Source organism: Hydrogenophaga sp., from assembly GCF_030373245.1.
Lineage (GTDB): Bacteria > Pseudomonadota > Gammaproteobacteria > Burkholderiales > Burkholderiaceae_C > Hydrogenophaga.
Genome location: NZ_JAUCZF010000003.1, coordinates 258,747 through 281,961, shown reverse-complemented (window position 1 = coordinate 281,961; position 23,215 = coordinate 258,747). Strand labels below are relative to the sequence as shown.

Genomic DNA, 23,215 nt, shown 5'->3' with positions numbered 1-23,215 from the left:
TGGTGCCTCAGTTGACAGGCTCGCTGATCTCGCCCGGCAGGCGGAATCTGACGTCTTCCTGCACCCCGGGCAGCTGGAGCACTGGCGTTACCGGACCGTTGTGCCGGGACTGAAGAGAATGGACCACTTGCTGCACCAGCAGATCCGGCGTGGAGGCGCCTGACGTCACGCCGATGCGGGCAGCGTCTGAAAGCCACTCGCTACGAATCTCGGTGGCGTCCTGCACCAGGTGGGCGGGAACGCCTGCACGCTCGGCCACCTCCCGCAGGCGATTCGAGTTGGAACTGTTGCGCGCCCCGACCACCAGCACCAGATCAACTTGAGCGGCCAGCGCTCGCACGGCGATCTGGCGGTTTTGCGTGGCGTAGCAGATGTCGTCGACATCGGGGCCAACCAGGTTCACAAAACGCTGCGCAAGGGCATCGATGATGTCGCGCGTGTCGTCGATGCTCAGGGTGGTCTGCGTCACATAGGCCACCGGGGCGTCGGCGGGTAGGCGCAGGGCGCGCGCATCGGCGACGCTGCTAATCAGGTGCACCGGGGTGTTGACTCGACCGATCGTGCCTTGCACTTCCTCGTGCCCGGCGTGGCCGATCATCACCAGCACATGGCCCATGCGCACGAAACGCTGCGCCTGCTGATGCACCTTGCTCACCAGTGGGCAGGTGGCATCGATGATGTTCAGACCGAGCCGCCGCGCCTGCGCCACCACCTGGATGGATACGCCATGGGCACTGAAGACCACGGTGCCACCGACCGGTACGTGTTCGATGCTGTCCACAAACACCGCGCCGCGGGCACGCAGATCGCTCACCACCCACTGGTTGTGAACGATCTCGTGGAACACGTGGACCGGTGCCCCATGCAGGGCGAGTGCGCGCTCAACGATCTCGATTGCGCGCGTCACTCCAGCGCAGAAGCCGCGCGGCTGTGCGAGGACGATTTGATCGGGAAACACATCGGTTGCCTATGCCAGTGGCGCTCAGGGGGTCACTGGGTTGATCTCGACGCGGCGTGCGTCGGCGTCGATACCGCCCACCACAAACTCGGGCTTCTTGAGCTCGATGCGGTCTTCGGCGACACCGGCGGTCTTGAGGGCATCTCGCACCGCAAAGGCGCGCTGCTTGGCGAGCTCCAGATTTTTGTCGGGGTTGCCGGTCTTGTCGGCAAAGCCCGAGAGGCTGATCTTGGTTCCAGGTTGCTCCACCAGCAGCTTGGCTGCGTCGGCAATCACCTGGCGGGCTGCGTCGGTAAGGCCATCCTGGCCCACCTCAAACAGCACCTTGCCGGGCAAGGCTGGCGCGCCCGCGGCTGTCGCCGGCTCTACCACCGCAGGCGCCTTCTTTGCAAAGGCCGCGCGCAAGGTGGCCAGCTCAGGGTGGTCTTTGAGCATAGCGGCCCCGTAAAGGGGCTTTTGCACGCCCTGATGGCAAGTTGCACAGCTCACCTTGGCCACATCGCCATGCACACCTTTTCGGTTGTCAGGGAAGGTGTCGGTCAACGGCAACAAGTACTCGTTGTTGAGGTCGCGCGCCATCCGAATTCCGTGCCAAGCTGTGACGCGTTGCGGCGGTGCATTTGTCCACTCCTGGAAGTTTCGGGTGTTGTGGCAAGTTGTGCAGTTGGCGCCCAGGCTTTGTGACATATGAATCATCAAGGCATAGGTGTGTTCGGCTTGTTTGGTGCTCGTGTTGTTGGCAGCTGCCCCCGTGAACTTGAGCGCCTCATTGCCGTTGACACGGATCGGCTTGTCCTCAAGAAGATAAGGCGTCAGTGGGTCAAATGGCAATGACGACAACCCCACAGACTTTGAGGCCAGATTCTGTCCAGCCAAGTCGCCCATGATCGAGTTCTCGGTGTACTTGCGGTCTCCCGGTTTGAACCAAACAAAGGACGGCACTGGTTCGCCCCTGTGGCAGGTGTAGCAGGTGACGCCGGTCTGGCCGACGTGGCTTTGCCACTTGCTGTTGATGGTTTGTGTCATCTGCACCATCTTGCGCGCTACGACTTTGGTATAGAGGCTGTCGTCGGCGAAGTTGCCGCCCGCGTGGCAGTAAGCACAGCCTTGTTCGGGCGAGACCCAGGCTGTCATGGACACCATCAGGCGGGTGAACTCTCCCACGCTCAAGTCGCCCAGAACCTTGACGTTCTGGTACACCTCGCCAGCTTTGGGTCCATCTGGTGAAGCGGGTGGCTGCGCCTCCGGTGGCTGATTGGCCGCAACTTTCAGCGCCTCAAGGCGGGGATTGATGTTCTGCTCCATGCCCGTGCCGCGATAGCCAAGCTGCTTGGTCACAATAGGTGGCCTCTCACCGCAGCTCGCGAGGACCGTGGCCGCCAGTGCTACAGCTAAGACACGCACGGTGGGCCAGATGAAGTTCATTTGGCGGCTCATGGCTTGGCTCCCAACAAAGCGGGGTCGATGCTCACTGGGAACACCTGCGGGTAAGCAGGCACCACATGGTGTTTCATGGACCAGAGGTACCAGTTGTCGACCACCGGCCCGGTCAACAGAATGCCGATGCCGCCCACCAATGGACACAGCACCGCGAACCACCATGCCCAACGGTGGATGGACTCCATCGTGGCGTTAAAGCCCATGGTCCAACGCCAGAACAGTGCTGCGCGTTCGCTGGCTGTGCCGCGGTCGACGATCTGCTCGATCTCCCGTTCTCCACCGTAGCGGCCCACCGCCAGGATGGTGGCGCCGTGCATCGCGAACAACAGCACCGAGCCGTACAGGAACACGATCGACAGGGCGTGGAACGGGTTGTAGAACAGGTTGCCGTGTCGCAGTGAGAGGGCTGATACCCAGTCCAGGTGCGGGAAGATGCCGAAGGGCACCGCCTCCGACCAGCTGCCCATCATGATGGGACGGAAGAATCCGCACACCAGGTAGAGCCAGATCGCTGCGGCAAAGGCCCAGGCCACGTGGGTACCCATGCCCAGTTGTCTTGCCCGCCGATAGGTGCGAACCCACCACAGCAGGATGGATACGGTCAGCAGAAAACCCACGATCAACCACCAGCCTCCTTGGGCCAGTGGCGGGATGCTCAGACCGTAGGCGGGCGGCGGTGGCTCCAGCGCCAGCCAGAACAACTGTCGGATCAGCTGCATCGGGCTCCAGTCCACCGATGCCAGCATGTTGAATCCGATGATGTTGAAGGCCAGGGTGCCGAACAACAGCGAAGCCACACCCAGGCTGCCCAGGTAGACAGGACCGATCTGCGCATTGCCGAGCCGACCGAGCAGATGGAACAGAAACGGCTTCCCACTGCGCCGCCAGTCGGTGCTGGGCAACGCAGGGCCGTCGTGCATCGGTCCCACGGGTTGCACCGCGGTCAACAGGTTCTGGTTCTCAAGGGAGAACAGGGGTTTGAATTGCGCCATGTTGTGTCTCCAGCGTTCTTGTTACATCCAGACCGGCAGGTTCAGCCACCAGCCCCACCATTCAGGCCAGCCTCTGGTCCAGAACGGGCCGCTGATGACGATGCACAGCGCGGCGAACCAGACCGCCGCCAACGCCAGGAACAAACCCAAGCGGTGAATGCCCAGTGTGCCAACCGAATAGCCGATGAAGTCGCGGAAAAAGGTGTCTTCGTGTTCGGGTGTCTTGACGACTTCGCCCTTCTTGGGATTCACCGCAGAGAGCACCAGACCGCCGTGCATGGACAAGGCCAGCACGGTGGCAAAGAACAGGCTGGCGGCAATCATGTGCGCCGGGTTGTAGTGGAAATGCAGGTACTGGTAGGCGACGTTGCTGACCCAGTCCAGGTGGGAATAAATGCCATAGGGAAAGGCATGCCCCCAGCCGCCCAGCAGGACCGGCCGAATGATTTGTAGCGTCACGTAGGCCAGGATCGCGAACGAAAAGGCGAAGGGCACGTGCAGACCCATACCGAGTTTTCTGCAGATTTCGACCTCGCGCAGCGCCCAGGAGACAAAAGCTCCGAGCGCACAGACCGTGATGATTTGCCACAGCCCACCTTCCATCATCGGCGCCATGCTTAAGCCGTAAGAGAGGTCGGGCGGTGCGACGTTGATTTGCCAGAGGTTCCAGGTCGGACCCATGGCAGCCGACCACACGATCATGGCCGTGCCCAGCAGCGAGAAGAAGGCGGTCGTCACGCCAAAGAACCCGACGTAGAACGGCCCGACCCAGAAATCGAAGAGGTCGCCCCCGATCAAGGTACCTCCCCGCACGCGGTACTTGCGCTCAAAACTTAGCATGGCCATGTGGTTCTCCTCCGTCTGGCTGGCGCGCGGCCAGCGATGTCTGCGGTTTGGATTCTGAAATTGGGATGCGAGATGCAGAAGTGGCAGGCGTACCGTTTCAACGGATACCGGTACGCCTGCCTGCAGAGACGGCCGAGGCCGTTACTTGGGGTTCGGCGCGTTTTGCGCCATCTTGGCTGCGGCCGCCTTCGCGGTGTCGGGATGCCAAGAGTTGATGTTGTATCGGTCGCCACTGACCTGAATCAGATGGATGCTGGTCGACACGAATGCGATCAACAGACCTACGCCAATGATCGCCTTGCGGGGATCGACAATGCGCCAATAACGCCACATGTTGCTTTCCTTTGCATTAACTTAGTTGGGAAATTACGGTGTAGACGGCAGTTCTCACGCCATCCCACATCGACCTCGCACCTTCTGCCCCTGGCAGTAAGTTGCGCCAGTTCTGCGCACACAGCGTCGAAGCCATGGCCAGGCCCAGAAACAACACGAAGAGCACGATGAAGATTCCCTTGAAGCCCTCGAGAGAGCCCTCGCGGTGAAACGTACTCATGCCAGCAGATTCATGTGCCATGGTTAGCCTCTCAGTCGTGTCTTAGAACCAGGGACGCCAGATCCAAACCAGGCTGTGCGCGAAGAACGCCCCAGCAGCCCACAGCAAGTACCCCTGGATGAAGTACTTGTGGAACTCCTGACACTCCTCGTCTGTCAGTCCTGATGGATTCACGTTGGAATTCATAGGTCAAACTCCTTCAGATAACGCCTTGCGGCAGAGTCCGCAACCAAAGTTGCGGGATGGACCATCGTCGCTGTTGATGGCAACGGTGGACAGGCGCTCACAGTTCCTGAGCGCTTGTTCGGCGTAGTTCGACGCGCCATGCATTCATGCCGCGTCGCTCCCCTATTGGTGATTCTTGGAAGAAAATTGATGCCGCTCATGCCGGCTCCTTTTGCGCTGCGGTCATGCCGAGTGCTGCGCCTGCGTCTGCAACGTGGGTGGCCTGCACGGCAGCTGCGCCGGCCTTGCGGGCCTGCTGTTCGGCCGCATCGCGCAGGCGCTTGGCCGCCGAAATCTGCACGAGCACCGGCTGACCGGCGATGAGTGCGTGCAACCGGAGCTGCGCCTCGTCGTCCCAGGGCGTGGCGGCAGTGCTCGTGCCGCGGGCCAGGGTCGGGTCGACCTTGTCCATGTCAGTGCCCAGGGGGAGGATGTGGAACAGCGCGTCAAACAGCGCGTTGCACACTTCCTGAATCAAGTAGGTGGCACCGCTGTAGCCCATGAAGGGAGTGCCGGTGTGGCGTCGGATGATCGCGCCGGGGAACGAGGCCGGAATGAAGGCCGCGCGCATCGGGCCCGTGCTACCGGCTTCGGCCAGGTACATGCGCTCGTTGTAGCTGCCGAACAGGATCAGCGGCGTCTGCGTCTTCACCAGCTCGCGCACTGCCGCGTTGTCGGTTTTCTCACCGGACTTGCGCGAAACGGCGAACTTGCAGGGAAGGCCCATCTCGGTTTCCAGAAAATGCTGCAGGCCGCGGGCGTAGGTTTCGGTAGCCACCACTGCAAAGCTGGCGGTGGCGAAGAAGTCTTGCGTGACCGAGCGCCACAGGTCCCACACCGGTTTGATGGTGGTGTGCTTCTCGCGCTCGATGAAGGGCTCGGGGTCCAATCCCAGCAGCTCGCCCAGCTTGCGCAGAAACTTGGTCGTGCTGTGCAGGCCGATCGGCGCTTGCAGGTACGGCCGGTCCAGCGCTTCGCACAGCATGCGACCGAATTCGCGGTACATGCAGATGTTCACATCGGCTTCCACCAGGCGCGACACCTCTGAGAGGTGCGAGCCGAGCGGGAACACCAGGTTGATTTCGGCGCCGATGCCTTGCACCAGGCGGCGAATTTCGGCGAGGTCGCTCGGGCTGTTGAAGGTGCCGTAGCTCGGACCGATGATGTTGACGCGCGGCTTTTCACCAGCCGGTCGCTCGCTCATGGGTTTGCGGGCCGGCACGGTCTTCATGCCGTACTCGCTCCAGAGCCAGAACATGGCGCGGTTGGCGCACTGCCACTGGTCTTCGTCGATGGTGCGCGGTAGAAAGCGCATCAGGTTGGTGCCCTCGGGCGTCACGCCGCCGCCGATCATCTCGGCAATCGATCCGGTGACCACCACCGCGGGCAGTTCAGGGTCCAGCACCGCATGGGCACGCTTCATCGCACCCTCGGTGCCTTCACGACCGAGCTGTTCTTCCGCCAGCCCGGTGACCACGATGGGCAGCTCGTGCGGGGGCAGGGCGTCGGTGTAGTGCAGCACGCTGGTCACCGGCAGGTTTTCGCAGCCCACCGGGCCGTCGATCACGACCTGCAGGCCTTTGATGGCGGTGAACACATACACGGCACCCCAGTAGCCACCGGCGCGATCGTGGTCTAGAACCAGCATGTCGGCACCTCCATCGGGAGAGTGGAAGTGGTCCAGCACACGCCGCGGAACTGGCTTTGCCAGGCCGCTGGCGTGGCCCCCTCGAGGGGGTGGCGACCGCAGGTCGACGCGAGGGTGGACAGTGCTTTCATGTGCCGATCGCCTCACGCTTCTTCGCTGCTTTTTCGTTCTGCCGCCGCATTTCCTTGCGGAAGTTCGGGAAGGCCTTGGGCACGCCTTCCCACACGCCGGCGCCGTCGCCCTGGCCAACGCCGCCGAAGAAGTCTTTCATCGCGTTGAAACGCGCCTGGTTGCCCATGGCGCCGTTGATCACCTGGATCAGAGAGCCGGCGCCAGCCACACCCATCAGGGGGCGCGCGGAAATGAGGTTGGTGTAGTACAGGGCCGGCACGCGGGCTTCCTTGGCGGCTTGCACCACCGGCGTGGTGCCAATCGCCAGCTGCGGCTGATATTCGTGCAACGCATCGAGGTCGTTTTCAAGCGAGGCGCGGAACTGCACCTGCACACCCTTGGCGCGGAGCCATTCGGCATCCAACGCATTCCACGGCGTGGCCGGGCAGGCCGAGCCGACATAGCGCAGGTCGGCGCCGCACTCCACCAGCAGGCGCCCGACCAGCAACTCCGAGCCTTCGTAACCGCTGAGCGTGATGCGCCCGTTGATCTTCTGCTGTGAGAGCACACCGCGGATCGCACCCAGCGCAGCGTTGCGCGCAGCATCGATGCGATTCTGTGGCACACCCGTGGCCTGTCCGATGGCACCCAGCCAGTCGTGCGTCCCTTCGACGCCCACCGGCGCGGAGCCCACGATGGGCCGGCCGGCAGCCTCGAACTCGCGGATGCTGGCGGTGTAGAAGGGGTGGATGGCGGCCACAGCGCTACCGTCCAGCGCGGCGTACAGCTCGCGCCATTCTCGGGTGGGCGCGACCGTTCCAACGGCCAAGTCCATGGGCGCGATCATTTGAGCGATCAGCATCGGATCGGCTGGGAACATCTCGCCTAAAAGCGTGATGGTGGGCTTGTCGCTGCGGGCTTGGCGCGGTGCGGGCACCGGACCGGCCATGATTTCCTGGCGTGCGTACTTCAGCATCGCGCCGGTGAGCACGTCCTTGGCTTCGGCGTGGGTTGGTACACCGAATCCGGGCACGTCGATGCCGATGATGCGCACACCATTGATGGCGGCAGGCAGCAGCTGCAGAGGCACGCCGCTGGCCGTGGGCACGCACAGGTTGATGATGACGATGGCGTCGAGCTGGCTCGGATCAGCCTGGGCGTGCACCGCCTCGCGGATGTCTTCGAACAGCTTGCCGGTGACCAGCGTCTCGCTGTTGAAAGGCACATAGCCCACGCTGCGGCGAGCACCGTAGAAGTGGCTGGTGAAGGTGAGACCGTAGACGCAGCAGGCCGAGCCGGACAGGATGGTGGCGGTGCGGCGCATGCGCAGACCGACGCGCAGCGAGCCAAACGCGGGGCACATGCTTTGCGGCTGGTCGTGAGGTCCGTTCGCCTCTCGCTTGGGATAGTCACGGGCGTACTGGGCCAGCACCTCGCTCTTGCCAGCAGACTTCGCCGCCGAGAGCAGTGCCTCACCACCTGAATGGCAGCCCATGCCATCGCTGTCGATGGCCTTGGGCACCTTCAGCGGGACGATGGGAATGGTGGTGCCGATCATGGCTCAGACCTCGTCGTAGACCACTTCGAGGGAGGGCTTGGTGGATTCGGTGCGACCACACATGTCGAACTGCGTGGCGGGCTCCAGCACCACGTCTCGACCGACCGAGGCCGCTGAAAACAGGGCGAGCAAATCGTCTTGCGACAGCGGGTTGGGCCTTCTGGGGGTGGACTCGCCGACGTTGAGCGCCAGCTCGGCGAACATCGGGCCCCAGACCGAGTCGGGCCGGCCAATGATTTCGTAGCTGGCGCTCTTGCGGCGGATGTCGTCGTCGGCCGGAATCACCGACAGCACCGGGATACCGACCTGTTCGGCAAAGGCCTTGGCCTCGCCGGTGCCGTCGTCGCGGTTGATCACCATGCCGGCCACGCCGACATTGCCACCGAGCTTGCGGAAGTACTCGACCGCGCTGCACACGTTGTTGGCCACGTACAGGCTCTGCAGGTCGTTGCTCGCCACCACGATCACCTTCTGGCACATGTCGCGGGCGATCGGCAGGCCAAAGCCGCCGCAGACCACGTCGCCCAGGAAGTCGAGCAGCACGTAGTCGAACCCCCACTCGTGGAAGCCCAGTTTTTCCAGCAGCTCGAAGCCGTGGATGATGCCGCGACCGCCGCAGCCGCGGCCCACTTCGGGCCCGCCGAGCTCCATGGCGTAGACGCCGTCACGCTTGAAGCAGACGTCGCCGATGGCCACCGTTTCACCGGCCAGCTTTTTCTTGCTGCTGGTTTCGATGATGGTGGGGCAGGCGCGGCCCCCGAACAGCAGGCTGGTGGTGTCGCTCTTGGGGTCGCAGCCGATCAGCAGAACCTTCTTGCCCTGCTGGGCCATCATGTAGCTGAGGTTGGCCAGCGTGAAGCTTTTGCCGATGCCGCCTTTGCCGTAGATCGCGATGATCTGCGTTTCTTTCTTGACCTCGCCCGTGTGCACCGGATCGGGCTCAATGGCCGCTTCCTGGCGCAACTGGGCCTGGAAGTTGACCGGGTGACTCTTGATTTCGGGTGCGTTCATCAGTGTCTCCAGTCGAGGATCATCTTCAGACAGTCGGAGTCCGCAAAGGCGGTTTCGTAGGCCTGGGCTGCGTGGTCCGGGGTTTGCGAGTGAGTGATCAGGCCGTCGAGCGACAGGCGACCGCTTTGCACCAGCTGGGTCACCGCCAGCAGGTCGGCACGCTTCCATTCGGCGGCAATGCGGATCTGCGCCTCGCGCATGAATGCGGGGGCGTACGCGAACGAGATGTCTTGTTTGTAGAAGCCGGCCAGCACGACCTCGCCGCCTTTGGCCAGACGCGGGATCACGCGGTGCAGGATGGTGGCGTCGCCACTCACGTCGTAGATGGCGCGGTAGTCCTTGCGGTCGTCGTCATCGGGGGCGAGCACGCTGTAACCGTCGGCACCACCCTGGCGCCGAGACTGTGTTTCCCAAACCACTGGTGCAGGCGCGCCAGCGGCGACAGTGAGGCGGGCCAGCAGGCGACCCATGACGCCATGGCCGACGATGAGGTCAGGTGGGGCAGCTGGATCGCGTGCGCCGCCGCAGGCCACGGTGTGGTACGCGGTGGCGGCCAGGGCGAGCAGCACGGCGTCGGCGCCGAGGTCTCGCTCCAGTCGCACCGCACGATCGTGGGGCACGATCAACCGCGAGCCGGCGCCGCCGAACAGGTTGTGCACGCCTTCAAAGCTGTAGGAGCCGGGCACAAACACCCAGTCTCCGACGCGGATGCGACTTTGGCCTTGCCCACAGTTGCCCTGGGTGCTCATCACCCGACCCACGGTTTCGTAGCCGGGAACCAGCGGGTAGCCCATGCCGGGAAAGGGGGGCATGCTGCCGTCCCAGAGAAGGCGCTCGGTGCCAGTGCTGATGCCGCTGTGGCTCACTTCGACTTCCACGTCACCGTCCACCATGGCGCGCAGCGGCAGACTGCGGACCGAGAGCTGGCAAGGCTGCTGGAAAACGATGGCTTCGGCGTTCATGAAATGTATTAAAGAACTGACACTACCAACTGTCAATCTAAATTGACGCTTTCATCTGAATCAGAGGGTAAACCCCTAGATTTGCGGCCCACCAGCAGCTGTGCGTGCAGCGGCATGGGGTTGGGCACCAGTTCGATGTGGGTGAAGCCGGCCTCGCTCATCAGCGCGTTCAGCGCCTGGGGTGTGCGCAGCTGACCAGAGCCCATCGCCATCAGGTAGAAGTGGTAGTAGGGGTCACTGCTGGAGGGCTGGCCATCGCTTTGCGCCATTGGCTCGGCCAGCAACAGGGTGCCTCCCAGCGGCAAGGCCTGGTGGATGGCGCGCAACACGGTGAGTACGGTGCGGTCGTCGTGGTCGTGGGCGACGCGCACCAGGGTGGCGAGATCGGCGCCTCTTGGCAATGCGTCGGTGGTGAAGCTGCCGCCAAAGGTGGTGATGCGCTCGGCCAGGCCCCGGCTGGCAATTTGCGCCTGGGCCAGGGCGGCCACCGGCGGCAGATCGAACAGCTGCAGCGACAGCTGCGGATGGCGCTCTGCCAGCGCGCTGACCCAGCCGCCCATGCCCCCGCCGACATCGAGCACCCGCTGGTGGTGGGCAAACGGGTAGGCTGCGAGCAGCTCGTCGATCACGAAGCGCTGCGAGGTCGCCATCAGTGATGAATAGCGCGCGAATTGCGCTTCGGGAGCGGCCGGTTGGGCTTGTCCCGCCCGTTCGCCAACCTGGTGCTCGGTGTAGGGCCAGTAGCGGTGCATGTGTGCGCCGTCGGGGTCGCGCAGCAGGGCCAGCGGATCGCGCAGGTCTTCGTAGAGCGTGGCATTGTGTTCGACCATGTCGCGGATGCCGGCGTGAGTGGCCACCGGCGCGCCCAGGGCGCCCAGGCCATAGCGCCCCCCGCTGCGTTGGTCGAGCAGCCGCATGGAGACGGCCGACGCAAGCAGGCGCTGCAGGCCGGCGGCGGGCAGCTTGGTGAGGCGGGCCAACTCGTCAAGGCTTCGAGGTTGCTCTCGTACCGATTCCAGCAGGCGCAGTCGCACGCAGGCCAGCAAGACCTGCGAATGCACGAAACCTGCCATGAGTTCGAACAGCTGGGCTGAGCGGCGACGCACCAGCCAGCGGGTGAACGGGTTGTGCTGGGCCCAGCGGTGCAGAGCGGGCCGGGTCATCCAGTCATCCACCTGTGACGCCCAGCGCTCGCGCCAGGACGGTGCGCTGAGCAGGCGGGGCAAAGGCTCGGGGGTGTGCAGTGTGGACATGGGCGGCGTGCTCAGGCGGCGATTCGAAGGGGCGCTGGGGCACTGGCGATGCGGCCTTCGAGCACTGCGCGCTCGCAGGTGCTCTGGGGCATCAGGCGCTCGGATTCGCGCAGGACGATCTGGCGCATGGCGGTGCGGCTGGGACAGTCGGGCACGGAGTCGATGGCGTTCTGCATCAGCCGTCGAAACAGGTGAATGGCATCGGCCAGGCCGAGATCGTGCGCGGCGCTGGGCCGGCCGTGTTGCACGTCCTGGCCGGCGGGCTTGCCCAGCTGGTCCGACTGCAAGAGCACATCGCGGATATCGTCGGCAACTTGGTAGGCCTCACCCAGGCATTCGCCCAGGCCGCGCCAGGGCATGGGGTCCGCCCCAGCCGCCTGCGCGCCTGCGCAGGTGGAAGCGACGAAAAGGGCGCCGGTTTTGGCGCGCTGGTACTGGCTGAGCGAGACCTTGGTTTCGCATTCCCAGGCCTGCCCGGCCACGATGCCGTCGGGTGCGCCCACCCCATCGCTGATGGTTTGCAGCAGACCGGCCAGGCGTGTCGGGTGCGCGCTGCCCGCGCGCGCCAGCACCTGGTAGGCGAGGACGATGAGGGCGTCGCCGGTCAGCAGAGCAAGTGGCTCGCCGTAGACCGCATGCACCGCGGCCTGGCCGCGGCGGGTGGCGGCGTCGTCGAAGCAGGGCATGTCGTCGTGCACCAGCGAGGCGCAGTGCAACAACTCGATGGCACTGGCGGCGGCGTTGGTCAGTTCGGGCGCATCTTCACCGCAGGCCTGGGCAACTGCCAGACACAGCTGGGGCCGGATGCGTGCGCCGCCGGGAAACACGGCGTGGCGCATGGCGGCGATCAATCGAGGCGGGGCGGAGGCGGCGCCGGCTCGCTGGAGCTGGTCGTCGAGCGCTTGCTGGATGCGTGACATCATGACGTGGGTTCCCTCACCGGCCGGTGTGACGTCATCAAAATGTGACATGCACAAGTGTCAATTTAACATGACACATGGCTTTGTCAACGAACTTTTGGGTCGTAGACATGCCGCGGCATCCCTGCAGCAAGGAAGGGAAGGCGCCATTTGGAGGAGAGCCGGTGCCTGCAAAAGGCGGGTCGGCGCAGAGGGGGGAAGTCAGTCCGCCGAGGTTGCCGGTGGTGCTGCGGTGGAAGGGAGGGGACGGGCGCGACTGGCTAGCCCGTAGGGCCGTACCAGGTGCACCACATGCTCGGGCACCATGGTCTTGAGGCGGGCAGGCGATTCGCGTTCCAGATGCACCACCGTCTCGACCGCCTTCATCTCTACCCGGGCACGCGCGAACTCCAGCCCGCGTGGCCCCAATCGCGGCATCAGCCAGCCCACGATGGGGCGCAGCCAGTCGGGCATGCGCCGCAGTGGCAGTCCGCCGGCGGCGCGTTCCACGTTGTTCAGGAACCCTTTCACGGCCCCGGCGCGCTGTCCTGCGGTGGTGGGTGGCTGGGTCACCACGTCGTCGCCAAGGGTTTCCAGCAGCGCTTGTCCGCGCGCATTGCGCACCAGCAACCACTGATCGCCGCGTCCACCCATGTAGCCCACGGTGATGTCCGACAACGCGTTGGTGTAATCCACACAGGTGCGGCAGGTCATGGGGAAAAAATCGGGCGGCAGGGTCGAGAGCGGCAGCTGCAGAAACGGGATGGTGCGAACGGCGCCGCTTTTCATGCGGATTTCAACGTGGTAATCGGCACGAAACTCCAGGTAAGTCACGTCTTCTGGCTTGGGCGATACCAGCGCCAGAAACTGGTGGAAGCGTTCGGTGGTGGTGTTATCGGAGCAGGGCGTGCCGATCACCAGCAGTTTTTCCAGGCCGTGCTCGCGTTCCAGCTGGGGCTGAATCGCGCGCAACGCGTAGATCTGGCACGGGATCCCGATCACGGCCAGCCGCTTGTGGCCTTGTGCCAGAGCGGGCTCCACCAGCGCCACCAGCGGCGCGTAGCCCATGCGCATGCCACGGCAGCGCGCCATGTCCTCCGCGCGCGTCACCACCACCGGAAGAGGGCGCCAGGGGTCGTCCGGGTGTGGCGCCATGGCGATCACCGCATCGACTTCGCCGCGCGCCAACAGCCGCTCGGCGATTCGGGTGGTGATGCCGGTCCACTGCGCACCCACCAGCGGCGTTTTCAGCCGCGCTTGCAGCATCTGCTGGTGTGGTCCGAAGAACAGCTCGTCGTCCGCCGCGCCATCGGCCCCAGACAGTCGCCGCGCGCGGCCATGCACCTGCTGCTCCAGGCGCGGGTAGTCGGGCGCGATGAACTGACAAGCCTGGCCGCAGCGCTTGGGTTCTTGTGTGCGCGAGAGGCCGCAGTCGGTGCAGAAATGGCGCGGTGGTGCGTCGGGCAGCGCAGGTGTCCAGGGCTCGCGAGCAGAGGTCATGCTACCTGCTCCGCGTCCAGCAGGTCGTCGGCCACACGCGCCGGATCTTCTTCGTGCGCCAGGTGACCCAGCCGGTCGAGCACAGTCAGGTGGCCGCGCGCTGCAGCGCTCAGGCGAGCCCACACGCGCTGCGCCTGCTCCGGCGGTACGGTGCGGTCCCACGAGCCCACCAGCAGATCAAGCGGCACCGCCAGGCGCGGCAGGTCGGTGGCCAGCGTGGGCAGGTCCCAGTTGGCCATCATGCCGAGCGCGCCGGTGGCGTGCGCCGGGCAGGTGACCAGGCGCCGGTACAGCGCGGTGCCTGCGGGATCGAGGGTGGAGCCGGTGCTTTGCAGCAGGCGCTGCAGCACGGCCGGCTCGCCCGCGCGCCAGGCAAACAGGCGCGGCACCATCGGCACCGATGCCATCAGCTTGGCGGCTGGCGAGAACACCGCACCCGCCAGTCCGCCCAGCGGCAGCAGCGCGGCGTTCAGCCCGCTCAGGCGCTGCGGGTGGATGAGTCCGTCGAGACACATGCGCACCGCGATCGCCGCGCCTGCTGAATGACCCACCACGCGGGCTGGCTGCTGGCCTAGGGCTTGCAGCAAACCCTTTAGCGCAGCGGCCATACCGGGCAAAGTGAGCTGGGGCGAGCCCACCCCGCCGGGTGGCAGGCCGGTGAAGGCGTGGCCGGGCAGATCGGGTGCGATGACCTGATAGCGCTTGGCCAGCAGCGGTGCCAGGTCCCGCCAGGAGTGCGTGGAGGCGCCGGTGCCGTGCAAAAGCAGCATGCAGGGCGCATCAGGCGCTGGTCCGGTGAAATGCTGCACGTGCCAGCGCAGGCCGGCTGCCTGAACAAACCGGCTGTGCTGTGCGTGCGGCCAGTCCGGGCCGTCGCGCGCCCAGTCCAGCGCGACCGATCTGCTCACCGCACCGCCGCCGGCGAGGCCGCCAGCGACACCACTTGGTTCAGGCCCTGGGCGCCGGCATGCGGCAGGGGCACATACGAAGCGCCCATTTCAAGCGACAGCAGGCGCGCGGCGTCACTGGGTTGGGGTGAGGTGTCGATCAGGAGGGTGCTGAGCGCCTGCATCCTGAATTCGGCCGCCGCCTGCAGCGCATCGGCTGCAGCCTGGGTCCGGCCAGGCGTGCCGTCGGCGGCGATGTTGGCGCGGCCGTCAGTGAGAAACACCACCAGTGGCGAATCACCTTGCCGCGCCAGCTGCTCAGCCAGTTCGCGCGCGGCGCGAATGCCTGCGGCCAGCGGTGTACCACCGCCACCGGGCAGGGCGGCCAGCGAGCGTTTGGCGCGCGCCAGTGAGCGCGTGGGCGGCAGCAGCAGTTCCACGCCCGAGCCTCGAAATGCCAGCACCGCGACCCGGTCGCGCCTCACATAACACTCGGCCAGCAGCAGCTCCACCGCGCCCTTGGCCTCGGCCAGCCGGTGCAGTGCTGCAGAGCCGGAAGCGTCGACCACAAACACGGTGGTGGTCGGGCGGTGCTGTCGGAACCGCCGCACATGAAAGTCCTGGCGCCGCACCTCGATGCGCTTCGCCGGTGTGTCGGCCCGGCGCCGCAGGCGTTGCCAGGGCGCGGCAGCGCGCAGCGTGTCGAGCACATGCAGCCGTGCCCCGTGGCGCGGTTCGCCTCGTCGCGTGCCCACCGGGCGACCGCGGTGCGCGTGCTTTTGCTGAGCACCTGCGGTACCGGCGGTTTTGGCTTGGGCCTGGCGCTGCTGGCCCAGCTGCAGCGCGGCGAGCAGGCCGGGCGGCAGGGCGGCCTGCATGGCTTCGATGAGCTTGTCCTCCAGCGCCTGGGGCTCGGGTGGCGGTGGCGTTTCGGCGTCGTCTTCAGCCGCAGGCGGATCGTCGGCCGGTGGATCCTGATCGGGTGGGCTTTCAGCCTCTGGCGGCTCCTGAGCTGGCTCGGGCGCTTCGTCCGACGACGGCAAGCGGGTGGCCCGAGGCGCCAGCACCAGGCGAGCGGCCAGGGTCGCGTGGTCTTCGTTGGCTTCACTCAAGCCTGCCAGTGCGGCCAGCGCGCGGGCGGCGCGAACCGCCATCACGGGCGCGCGCATCGATGGCACCCCCCAGGCCATGGCGGCGGCGCACAAGGCCTGCACCAGCGTATCGGGCACGGTGATGCTGGGCCATGCGGCGCGGGCGGCGGTGATGTCGGCAAGGTCGAACACTGGCGCATCCTGTTGCTCGCTCACCGACGCGAGCGACAGCCAGAATGCGAGTCGGTCCAGCAGGGTGGCGGGGAGGCGCTCGTCGTCTGCCTGTCCTTCGTCCAGTGCGATCAACGCGAGCCGCGCTGGCGCGGCATGCGACAGTCCATCGCGCTGCAGATGCACTTCGTGTTGATCCAGTGCGGCGCTCAGGTGGGCGGCGACACCGGGGCCGCAGCGCTCGGCCATGGCCAGCAGCAGCACCCCGCCATCGGCCCGCGCCAGCAGCCCGGGCAGGGCCACCGGCCGACCCGCGCTCAAGGTGGCAGCCAGATCGAGTCCACCCAGCAAGGCGCTGTCGCTGGCGTGGTGTGGCACGCGCAGCCAGGGTGTCGACGTGGGCAACAAGGATTTGGCCAAGGCCAGCCAGTCGCTGCGCAGCTCGCTGGCCGGCGCCCGAAGCGCCACGCCGCCCAGACCCACCGGGTCCACCGCGAGCAGCGCCGCGGCGATCACCGCGTCAGGTGCCAGCGCGGGACGCTGGCTCATGCTCATGCCGGCAGCAGCTCGGCCACGGCCCGTTCCACGCGGGTGGACGAGCCGGCGTTGTCCAGCGGGTTACGGCGCAGGCGGTGGCGCAGGGCGGGTGCGGCGATGCGGCGGATGTGCTCGTCGGCGACGGCCTTGGCACCATCCAGCGCGGCCAGCGCGCGCGCCGCTCGCAACAAGGTGAGGTCGCCGCGCAAGCCGTCGGTGCCCAGGGTGGCGCACAGGCTGGAAATGCGCTCGCGCACGCCGTCGCTCACGCTCACCGCCGGCAGGCGCTTGCGGGCCGCGACGATCTGCTTGCGGATGCGCTCATCCTCGGGTTGCCACTGCGCGATGAAGGCGCCGCGGTCTTGCTCGAAGGCGTCCCTTCGCTTGACGACTTCCACCCGATCGGCCAGCTGGTCGGGCGTTTTCACCTCGACGGACAGGCCAAACCTGTCCAGCAACTGGGGCCGCAGTTCGCCTTCTTCCGGGTTGCCGCTGCCCACCAGCACAAAGCGCGCCGGGTGCCGCACCGAAAGGCCCTCGCGCTCGACCACGTTTTCGCCCGAGGCGGCCACGTCGATCAGCAGGTCGACCAGATGGTCCTCCAGCAAGTTCACTTCATCGATGTAGAGAAAACCGCGGTGCGCCTGGGCCAGCAGGCCGGGCTCAAATGCCTTCACGCCTTGCGACAGGGCGCGCTCCAGATCCAGCGCACCGACCACGCGGTCTTCGGTGGCGCCCAGCGGCAGGTCGACCACGGGGACCGGGATGAGGTGGGTCTTGGGTGTGCTGCCCGTGGGCCGAAGGGTGGCGCATTCGGTGCAGCCGCCAGCCGCTTCGGCTGGGTCGCAGCCGTAGCGGCAGCCTTGCACCGCCTTCATCTTGGGCAACAGCGCGGCCAGTGCGCGCACCGCGGTCGATTTTCCGGTTCCCCGGTCGCCCAGCACCAGGATGCCACCGATGCTCGAGTCAATCGCGGCGATCAGGATCGCCGTCTTCATTTCTTCCTGGCCGACGATGGCCGAAAAGGGGAATGCCTGTGCCATGGATCTTTGCGTTGTCTGCGTTGAAATTCAGTATGGCACAGCCCGGGCGCATTCCCTCAGGATGACAATTCGCGATGTCTAGGTTCCGGTACACATTCTGCCGGATCACGTGTTCCTCAGCGCATCCAGAGCGCGCGCCAAAGCAGCACTGGCACATCCCAGACCCGCAGGCGTGGTCGTACCTTCCAGCTTCGGTGGCCGCAGTCGGCCAGCTTTTCCAATGTCCGCAGTCCGCCCTGAACCACCAGGCGCAGCTCCCAGCCAGCTCGGCCTGGTACGCGTCGGGCCAGCGGCGCGCCTTCCAGCATCAGCCCGTGCGCCTGCAGACACAGCGCGGCCACGGCACGCGCCATGCGCACCTGGGTCGCTGGTTCGGGCTGGGCATCGGCGGCGAAGTCGACCAGCTGGACACCGTGGCGGGCCAGCGCATCGGTCGGCAGGTAGTGGCGACCCCGCGCATGGTCGACCCGGATGTCTTGCCAGAAGTTGATCAGTTGCAGGGCGCTGCAAATCTGGTCGCTTCGCTTCAAGGACGCTGCATCGCTGACACCGTACAGGTGCAGCAGCAGGCGACCCACCGGGTTGGCCGAGCGGCGCGCGTAGTCGAGCAGCTCGGTGGTGTCGGCATAGCGATGGCCGCTAGCGGTATGACGCACATCTTGCTCAAAGGCGCTGATGAGGTCATGCAGCAGCGGGCCGGGTAGGTGGTGCTGCGTGACCGCGGCGCGCAGCGGCTTGAAGATGCCCGGCCAGCGGGTGTCAACCGGCGGGTTGCCGGTCAGGCAGCGGTCCAGCTCATGTCGGTAGGTGTCCAGGTCCAACAGTCGCTGCTCCGCGGCCGCGTCGCCCTCGTCGGCGAGGTCATCGGCGGTGCGGGCGAAGTGGTACAGGGCCTGCACGGCGGAGCGCAGCGCGGGCGGGCACAGCCAGGATGCGACGGGAAAGTTCTCGTAATGCCCGACGCCCGCACTCGGAGAAGGCAAGGACGCATCGGTGTTGGGGTTGGGGGCGGTCATCAGCAGATCCGATGGCGGGGGACCTTGAAGCGAGACGCGCCTGTCAGCCTTGCCAGCGCTAGCCCCTGCGGTCGGATGCGTGCGTGCGACAGTGCGCCCCATGCAGGCCAGTTGGCTTCTGGCGATTGCACTACAATTTTGCTTACTAACCGGTCAGTCATTAATTTTCTGGTTGCTGATTTGACTTCCATCCCGCCGCACCCGCTGCCGCGGCGGCTTCCCCAGACCCTCGATGCCCATGAGAACTTTGCCCATTGTCTTCGCCTTCTCGGTCGCCCTGGCGCTGGGAGCCTGCAGCAAGCCCGAGCCACCGATGGAACCCATTCGCTCGGTGAAGTTGCTCACGGTGCAGGCCGATGGCCTCAACCTGTCCTCCGAATATGCGGGTGAGGTGCGGGCGCGGGTGGAATCGCGGTTGGGCTTTCGGGTCGGCGGCAAGCTGCTGCAGCGCCCGGCCGAGGTCGGCCAGCGCGTGAAAGCAGGACAGCTGCTGGCCGAACTGGATGCGAAAGATCTGAACCTGGCGAGCCAGGCGGCGCAGGCGCAGGTAGCCTCTGCGCGCACGCAGCGCGATCTGGCGGCCGCCGATCTCAGGCGCTTCACCGATTTGCAGACGCAGGGTTTTGTCAGCGGCGCCGAAATTGAACGCCGCCAGGCCACGTTGCAGGCAGCCGAAGCCAGTCTGAATCAGGCCATGGCGCAGGGCTCCGTGCAGGGCAATCAGGCAGGTTACGCGCGGCTGCTGGCCGATGGCCCCGGCGTGGTGCTGGCGGTCGAGGCCGAGGTGGGGCAGGTGGTGGCTGCCGGCGCGCCAGTGGTGCGCGTTGCCCGCGATGGCGCGCGCGACGTGGTGTTTGCTGTGCCCGAAGACCGGCTGGCGCAGTTGCGCGTGGGCTTGACCGCGCAAGTGCGTTTGTGGGCGACCACAGGCGCAGCGTCAGCCCCCGCGCTGAGCGGTACGGTCCGTGAAGTCGCTGCGGCCGCCGACCCGCAGACCCGCACCTACCAGGTGCGCCTGGCCTTGCCCGATGACGCGCCCGTATCCCTGGGCGCGACGGCCTACGTGACGCTGCCGGCGCCCGCAGGGGCCGTCGCCCAGGCAATCAAGTTGCCCACCAGTGCACTCATGAGCGACGCGGCCAAGGGGCCCTCAGCCAGCGCTGTGTGGGTTTTCGACGCCGCCAGCGGCACGGTGCAGTCGCGTCCCGTGGTGGTGGCAGGTGCAGACGGCAACTTGGCAGTGATTGCCGATGGGCTGAAGCCGGGCGAAGAGGTGGTGGCCACTGGCGTGCATGTGCTGTCTCCGGGGCAGCAGGTGGTTCGCTTTGCCACTCCCTCGCAGTGAGGTCGGCATGAACCCACATTCCCCCGAAGAAGCATCGTCATGGGTGTCGCGGTTCAACCTGTCGCAATGGGCGCTGAACCACCAGGCCTTCACCCGCTACCTGATGATCGTGCTCATGCTGCTGGGCGCGGCTGCGTACTTTCAGCTCGGTCAGGATGAAGATCCACCGTTCACTTTTCGCGCCATGGTGGTGCGTGTTTTCTGGCCGGGCGCCACGGCGCAGCAGATGGCCGAGCAGGTCACCGACCGCATCGAGAAGACGCTGCAGGAAGTGCCTTACGCCGACAAGATCCGCAGCTACTCCAAGCCGGGTGAGTCGCTGATCATTTTCCAGCTCAAGGACTCATCACCACCGGGCGAGGTGCCACAGATCTGGTACACCGTGCGCAAGAAAGTGGGCGACATGCGCGGCACCCTGCCGCAGGGAGTGGTCGGGCCGTTTTTCAACGACGAGTTCGGCGATGTGTACGGCGTCATCTACGCGCTGCAGGGTGAAGGTTTTACGCCCGCCGACAAGAAGCAGGTCGCGGATGACGTGCGCCAGCAGCTGCTGCGCGTGAAAGATGTGAACAAGGTCGAGCTGTTTGGCGCGCAGGACCAGAAGCTGTACATCGAAATCTCGCAAAGGCGCCTTGCGGTGCTGGGACTGGACCTCCAGCAAGTCTTGGCCTCACTCGGTCAGCAGAACGCAGTCGAGTCGGCCGGCACGGTGCAGACGCCGCTGGATGCGGTGCAAGTGCGCGTGGCCGGTGCCTTCAACGATGTGGAGCAGTTGCGCGCGATGCCGATCCGTGCCGCCAACGGCCGACAGATCCGCCTGGGTGACATCGCCGAGATCGGCCTGGGCTACGCCGATCCGCCGCAGGTGCAGGTGCGGCACAACGGTTTGGAGAGCATCGCCCTGGGCATTTCCATGGCCAAGGGCGGCGACATCATCGCGCTGGGCAAGGCGCTCGAGGTGGCCGTGGCGGGAATCGAGCGCGACCTGCCTGCGGGCATGCAGCTGGTGCAGGTGCAGGACCAGCCGAGTGCGGTGACGAAGTCGGTCAACGAATTCGTCAAGGTGCTGATCGAAGCGGTGGTGATCGTGCTGGCGGTGAGCTTTCTGGCGCTGGGCCTGCACCGACGCGAAGGCGGTCGAGGTTTCAAGCGCTATGTGCTCGACATCCGACCCGGGCTGGTGGTGTTTGTCACCATTCCGCTTGTGCTGGCCATGACCTTTCTGGCCATGCAGTACTGGGGTATCGGCCTGCACAAGATTTCGCTCGGCTCGCTCATCATCGCGCTCGGGCTGCTGGTGGACGACGCCATCATTGCGGTGGAGATGATGGTGCGCAAGCTCGAAGAGGGCTACACCATGATGCGCGCGGCCACCTTCACCTGGGACGCCACCGCCATGCCCATGCTCACCGGCACTCTGATCACGGCCGCCGGCTTCCTGCCCATCGGGCTGGCCAACTCGACCGTGGGCGAATACACCTTTGCCATTTTCGCGGTGACGGTCATCGCGCTGGTGCTGTCCTGGATCGTGGCAGTGATGTTTGTGCCTTACCTGGGCGTCAAGCTGCTCAAGGTGAAGCCGCATGTGGGACAGGTGCATGAGGTGTTCGACGGGCCGTTTTACGTGCGCTTTCGTTCCCTGGTGAATTGGTGTGTGCTGCACCGCTGGATCACCATCGGCCTGACCATCGCCACCTTTGTGCTGGGCATCGTCGGCATGGGCAAGGTGCAGCAGCAGTTCTTTCCCGACTCCAGCCGCCCTGAAATACTGGTCGACATCTGGCTGCCCGAAGGCGCCAGCTTTGCGGCCACGGATGCCATCAGCCGGCAGGTGGAGGCGCGGTTGGCCAAAGAAGATGGTGTGACCAGCGTGAGCACCTGGGTCGGCTCAGGCGTGCCGCGGTTCTACCTGCCGCTGGACCAGATCTTTCCGCAGACCAACGTGTCGCAATTCATCGTCTTACCGCAAGACCTCAAGACACGCGAGTCGCTGCGCAAACGGCTGCCGGCCTTGCTGGCGACCGAGTTTCCCGAGGTGCGTGGCCGCGTCAAGCTGCTGCCCAACGGACCACCGGTGCCGTACCCGGTGCAGTTCCGCGTGGTGGGAGACGACCCGGTGGTACTTCGCGGGCTGGCCGACGAGGTCAAGACCACGATGCGCCAGAGCCCGAACACCCGAGGTGTGAACGACAACTGGAACGAATCGGTCAAGGTGCTGCGCCTGGAAGTGGACCAGGCCAAGGCGCGCGCGCTCGGGGTGTCCAGCCAGTCGATATCCCAGGCCGCGCGCACCATCCTGGTGGGCAGCACGGTGGGGCAATACCGCGAGGGTGACCGACTGATCGACATCGTGCTGCGCCAGCCGCTGGCCGAACGCGACGCGATCAGCAGCCTGCGCAACGCCTACCTGCCCACGGCCAGCGGCCAGAGCATTCCGCTGGCGCAGATTGCGCGCCCGGTGTTCGACTGGGAGCCAGGCGTGATCTGGCGCGAAAACCGCAATTTCGCCATCACAGTGCAAAGCGATGTCGTCGAAGGTCTGCAGGGCGCTACCGTCACCGCCGAGCTGTTGCCAGCCATGAACGCGATCAGCGCGGGCTGGGCCGCCCGGGGGCTGTCGGGCTACCGGGTGGAAGTGGCGGGCGCGGTGGAGGAAAGCAGCAAGGGCTCGTCGTCGATCGCCGCCGGCGTGCCGCTGATGTTGTTCATCACCTTCACCCTGCTGATGATCCAGTTGCAGAGTTTCAGCCGGTCCTTGCTCGTGTTCCTGACCGGACCGCTGGGCCTGGCTGGCGTGGCCGCGGCGCTGCTGCTGCTGAACCGACCCTTTGGCTTTGTGGCGCTGCTGGGCGTGATCGCGCTCATGGGCATGATCATGCGCAACTCGGTGATCCTGATCGATCAAATCGAGCAGGATCGGCGCCGGGGGATACCAGCATGGGATGCGATCGTGGAGTCGGCCGTGCGACGCATGCGGCCGATCGTGCTCACCGCGGCGGCTGCGGTGTTGGCCATGATCCCACTGTCTCGCAGCGTGTTCTGGGGCCCGATGGCGGTGGCCATCATGGGCGGCCTGATCGTTGCCACGGTGCTCACGCTGCTCGCGTTGCCGGCGATGTATGCCGCCTGGTTCAGGGTTCAGCGGGAGCCGACGCCCAGCTGATTCGGC

Annotated in this window: 20 protein-coding genes; 2 read left to right on the top strand and 18 right to left on the bottom strand. The window is 65.7% G+C overall.

From position 1 onward, the window contains the following. Positions 1 to 7: 7 nt before the first annotated feature. The 18 genes from ispH to hpnC all read right to left on the bottom strand — a co-directional run bounded on the left by ispH (position 8) and on the right by hpnC (position 18,701). On the bottom strand, positions 8 to 958 hold the full coding sequence (ispH, locus tag QUV25_RS09400) for a 4-hydroxy-3-methylbut-2-enyl diphosphate reductase (RefSeq protein WP_300863376.1): 951 nt from the start codon (positions 956 to 958) through the stop codon (positions 8 to 10). Between the two features lie 24 nt (positions 959 to 982). Beyond that, positions 983 to 2,395, bottom strand: coding sequence for a photosynthetic reaction center cytochrome PufC (gene pufC / locus QUV25_RS09395; protein ID WP_300863375.1), 1,413 nt, complete (start codon positions 2,393 to 2,395; stop codon positions 983 to 985). Beyond that, complete coding sequence (pufM, locus tag QUV25_RS09390; RefSeq protein WP_300863374.1) at positions 2,392 to 3,390, bottom strand: photosynthetic reaction center subunit M; 999 nt, start codon at positions 3,388 to 3,390, stop codon at positions 2,392 to 2,394. Before pufM ends, pufC begins: the two co-directional genes overlap by 4 nt. A gap of 21 nt (positions 3,391 to 3,411) precedes the next feature. Further along, a complete protein-coding gene (gene pufL / locus QUV25_RS09385; RefSeq protein ID WP_300863373.1) occupies positions 3,412 to 4,236 on the bottom strand; it encodes a photosynthetic reaction center subunit L in 825 nt (274 codons plus the stop codon). Between the two features lie 141 nt (positions 4,237 to 4,377). After that, positions 4,378 to 4,569 (bottom strand): light-harvesting protein, encoded by a 192-nt coding sequence (locus QUV25_RS09380; RefSeq protein WP_300863372.1) that lies wholly within the window; start codon positions 4,567 to 4,569, stop codon positions 4,378 to 4,380. Positions 4,570 to 4,585: 16 nt separating this feature from the next. Continuing rightward, the gene (locus tag QUV25_RS09375) at positions 4,586 to 4,789 is read right to left on the bottom strand and encodes a hypothetical protein (RefSeq protein WP_300863371.1); all 204 of its coding nucleotides are present in this window, start codon (positions 4,787 to 4,789) and stop codon (positions 4,586 to 4,588) included. A gap of 42 nt (positions 4,790 to 4,831) precedes the next feature. Then, positions 4,832 to 4,975 (bottom strand): light-harvesting antenna LH1, beta subunit, encoded by a 144-nt coding sequence (pufB, locus tag QUV25_RS09370; protein WP_300863369.1) that lies wholly within the window; start codon positions 4,973 to 4,975, stop codon positions 4,832 to 4,834. 196 nt (positions 4,976 to 5,171) lie between these two features. Next, a complete protein-coding gene (gene bchZ / locus QUV25_RS09365) occupies positions 5,172 to 6,662 on the bottom strand; it encodes a chlorophyllide a reductase subunit Z (RefSeq protein ID WP_300863368.1) in 1,491 nt (496 codons plus the stop codon). A gap of 127 nt (positions 6,663 to 6,789) precedes the next feature. Next, a complete protein-coding gene (bchY, locus tag QUV25_RS09360; RefSeq protein WP_300863367.1) occupies positions 6,790 to 8,331 on the bottom strand; it encodes a chlorophyllide a reductase subunit Y in 1,542 nt (513 codons plus the stop codon). A 3-nt stretch (positions 8,332 to 8,334) separates the two neighbouring features. Continuing rightward, positions 8,335 to 9,342 carry a chlorophyllide a reductase iron protein subunit X gene (locus QUV25_RS09355; protein WP_300863366.1) on the bottom strand — a complete coding sequence of 336 codons (1,008 nt, stop codon included), beginning with the start codon at positions 9,340 to 9,342 and terminating at the stop codon, positions 8,335 to 8,337. Beyond that, positions 9,342 to 10,304, bottom strand: coding sequence for a chlorophyll synthesis pathway protein BchC (gene bchC, locus QUV25_RS09350; protein WP_300863365.1), 963 nt, complete (start codon positions 10,302 to 10,304; stop codon positions 9,342 to 9,344). Before bchC ends, QUV25_RS09355 begins: the two co-directional genes overlap by 1 nt. A 32-nt stretch (positions 10,305 to 10,336) precedes the next feature. Next, positions 10,337 to 11,557, bottom strand: a complete 1,221-nt coding sequence (locus QUV25_RS09345; RefSeq protein ID WP_300863363.1) for a methyltransferase — start codon at positions 11,555 to 11,557, stop codon at positions 10,337 to 10,339. An 11-nt stretch (positions 11,558 to 11,568) separates the two neighbouring features. Further along, positions 11,569 to 12,528 (bottom strand): polyprenyl synthetase family protein, encoded by a 960-nt coding sequence (locus QUV25_RS09340; RefSeq protein WP_300863362.1) that lies wholly within the window; start codon positions 12,526 to 12,528, stop codon positions 11,569 to 11,571. 150 nt (positions 12,529 to 12,678) lie between these two features. Further along, positions 12,679 to 13,956: a Coenzyme F420 hydrogenase/dehydrogenase, beta subunit C-terminal domain gene (locus tag QUV25_RS09335; RefSeq protein WP_300863360.1), complete on the bottom strand. Its 1,278-nt coding sequence runs from the start codon at positions 13,954 to 13,956 to the stop codon at positions 12,679 to 12,681. Then, positions 13,953 to 14,864 carry an alpha/beta fold hydrolase BchO gene (bchO, locus tag QUV25_RS09330; protein WP_300863359.1) on the bottom strand — a complete coding sequence of 304 codons (912 nt, stop codon included), beginning with the start codon at positions 14,862 to 14,864 and terminating at the stop codon, positions 13,953 to 13,955. The genes QUV25_RS09335 and bchO overlap by 4 nt, the downstream gene beginning before the upstream one ends. Continuing rightward, positions 14,861 to 16,654 (bottom strand): magnesium chelatase subunit D, encoded by a 1,794-nt coding sequence (locus QUV25_RS09325; RefSeq protein ID WP_300863358.1) that lies wholly within the window; start codon positions 16,652 to 16,654, stop codon positions 14,861 to 14,863. Before QUV25_RS09325 ends, bchO begins: the two co-directional genes overlap by 4 nt. 2 nt (positions 16,655 to 16,656) lie before the next feature. Next, on the bottom strand, positions 16,657 to 17,685 hold the full coding sequence (gene bchI / locus QUV25_RS09320) for a magnesium chelatase ATPase subunit I (RefSeq protein WP_300863357.1): 1,029 nt from the start codon (positions 17,683 to 17,685) through the stop codon (positions 16,657 to 16,659). Positions 17,686 to 17,801: 116 nt separating this feature from the next. Continuing rightward, positions 17,802 to 18,701: a squalene synthase HpnC gene (gene hpnC, locus QUV25_RS09315; RefSeq protein WP_300863356.1), complete on the bottom strand. Its 900-nt coding sequence runs from the start codon at positions 18,699 to 18,701 to the stop codon at positions 17,802 to 17,804. 238 nt (positions 18,702 to 18,939) lie between these two features. Between hpnC and QUV25_RS09310 the strand changes: the two genes are divergently transcribed. Beyond that, entirely contained in the window at positions 18,940 to 20,046 is a 1,107-nt protein-coding gene (locus QUV25_RS09310) for an efflux RND transporter periplasmic adaptor subunit (RefSeq protein ID WP_300863355.1), read from the top strand. Between the two features lie 7 nt (positions 20,047 to 20,053). Next, positions 20,054 to 23,209 (top strand): efflux RND transporter permease subunit, encoded by a 3,156-nt coding sequence (locus tag QUV25_RS09305; protein ID WP_300863354.1) that lies wholly within the window; start codon positions 20,054 to 20,056, stop codon positions 23,207 to 23,209. The last annotated feature ends 6 nt before the right edge of the window (positions 23,210 to 23,215 follow it).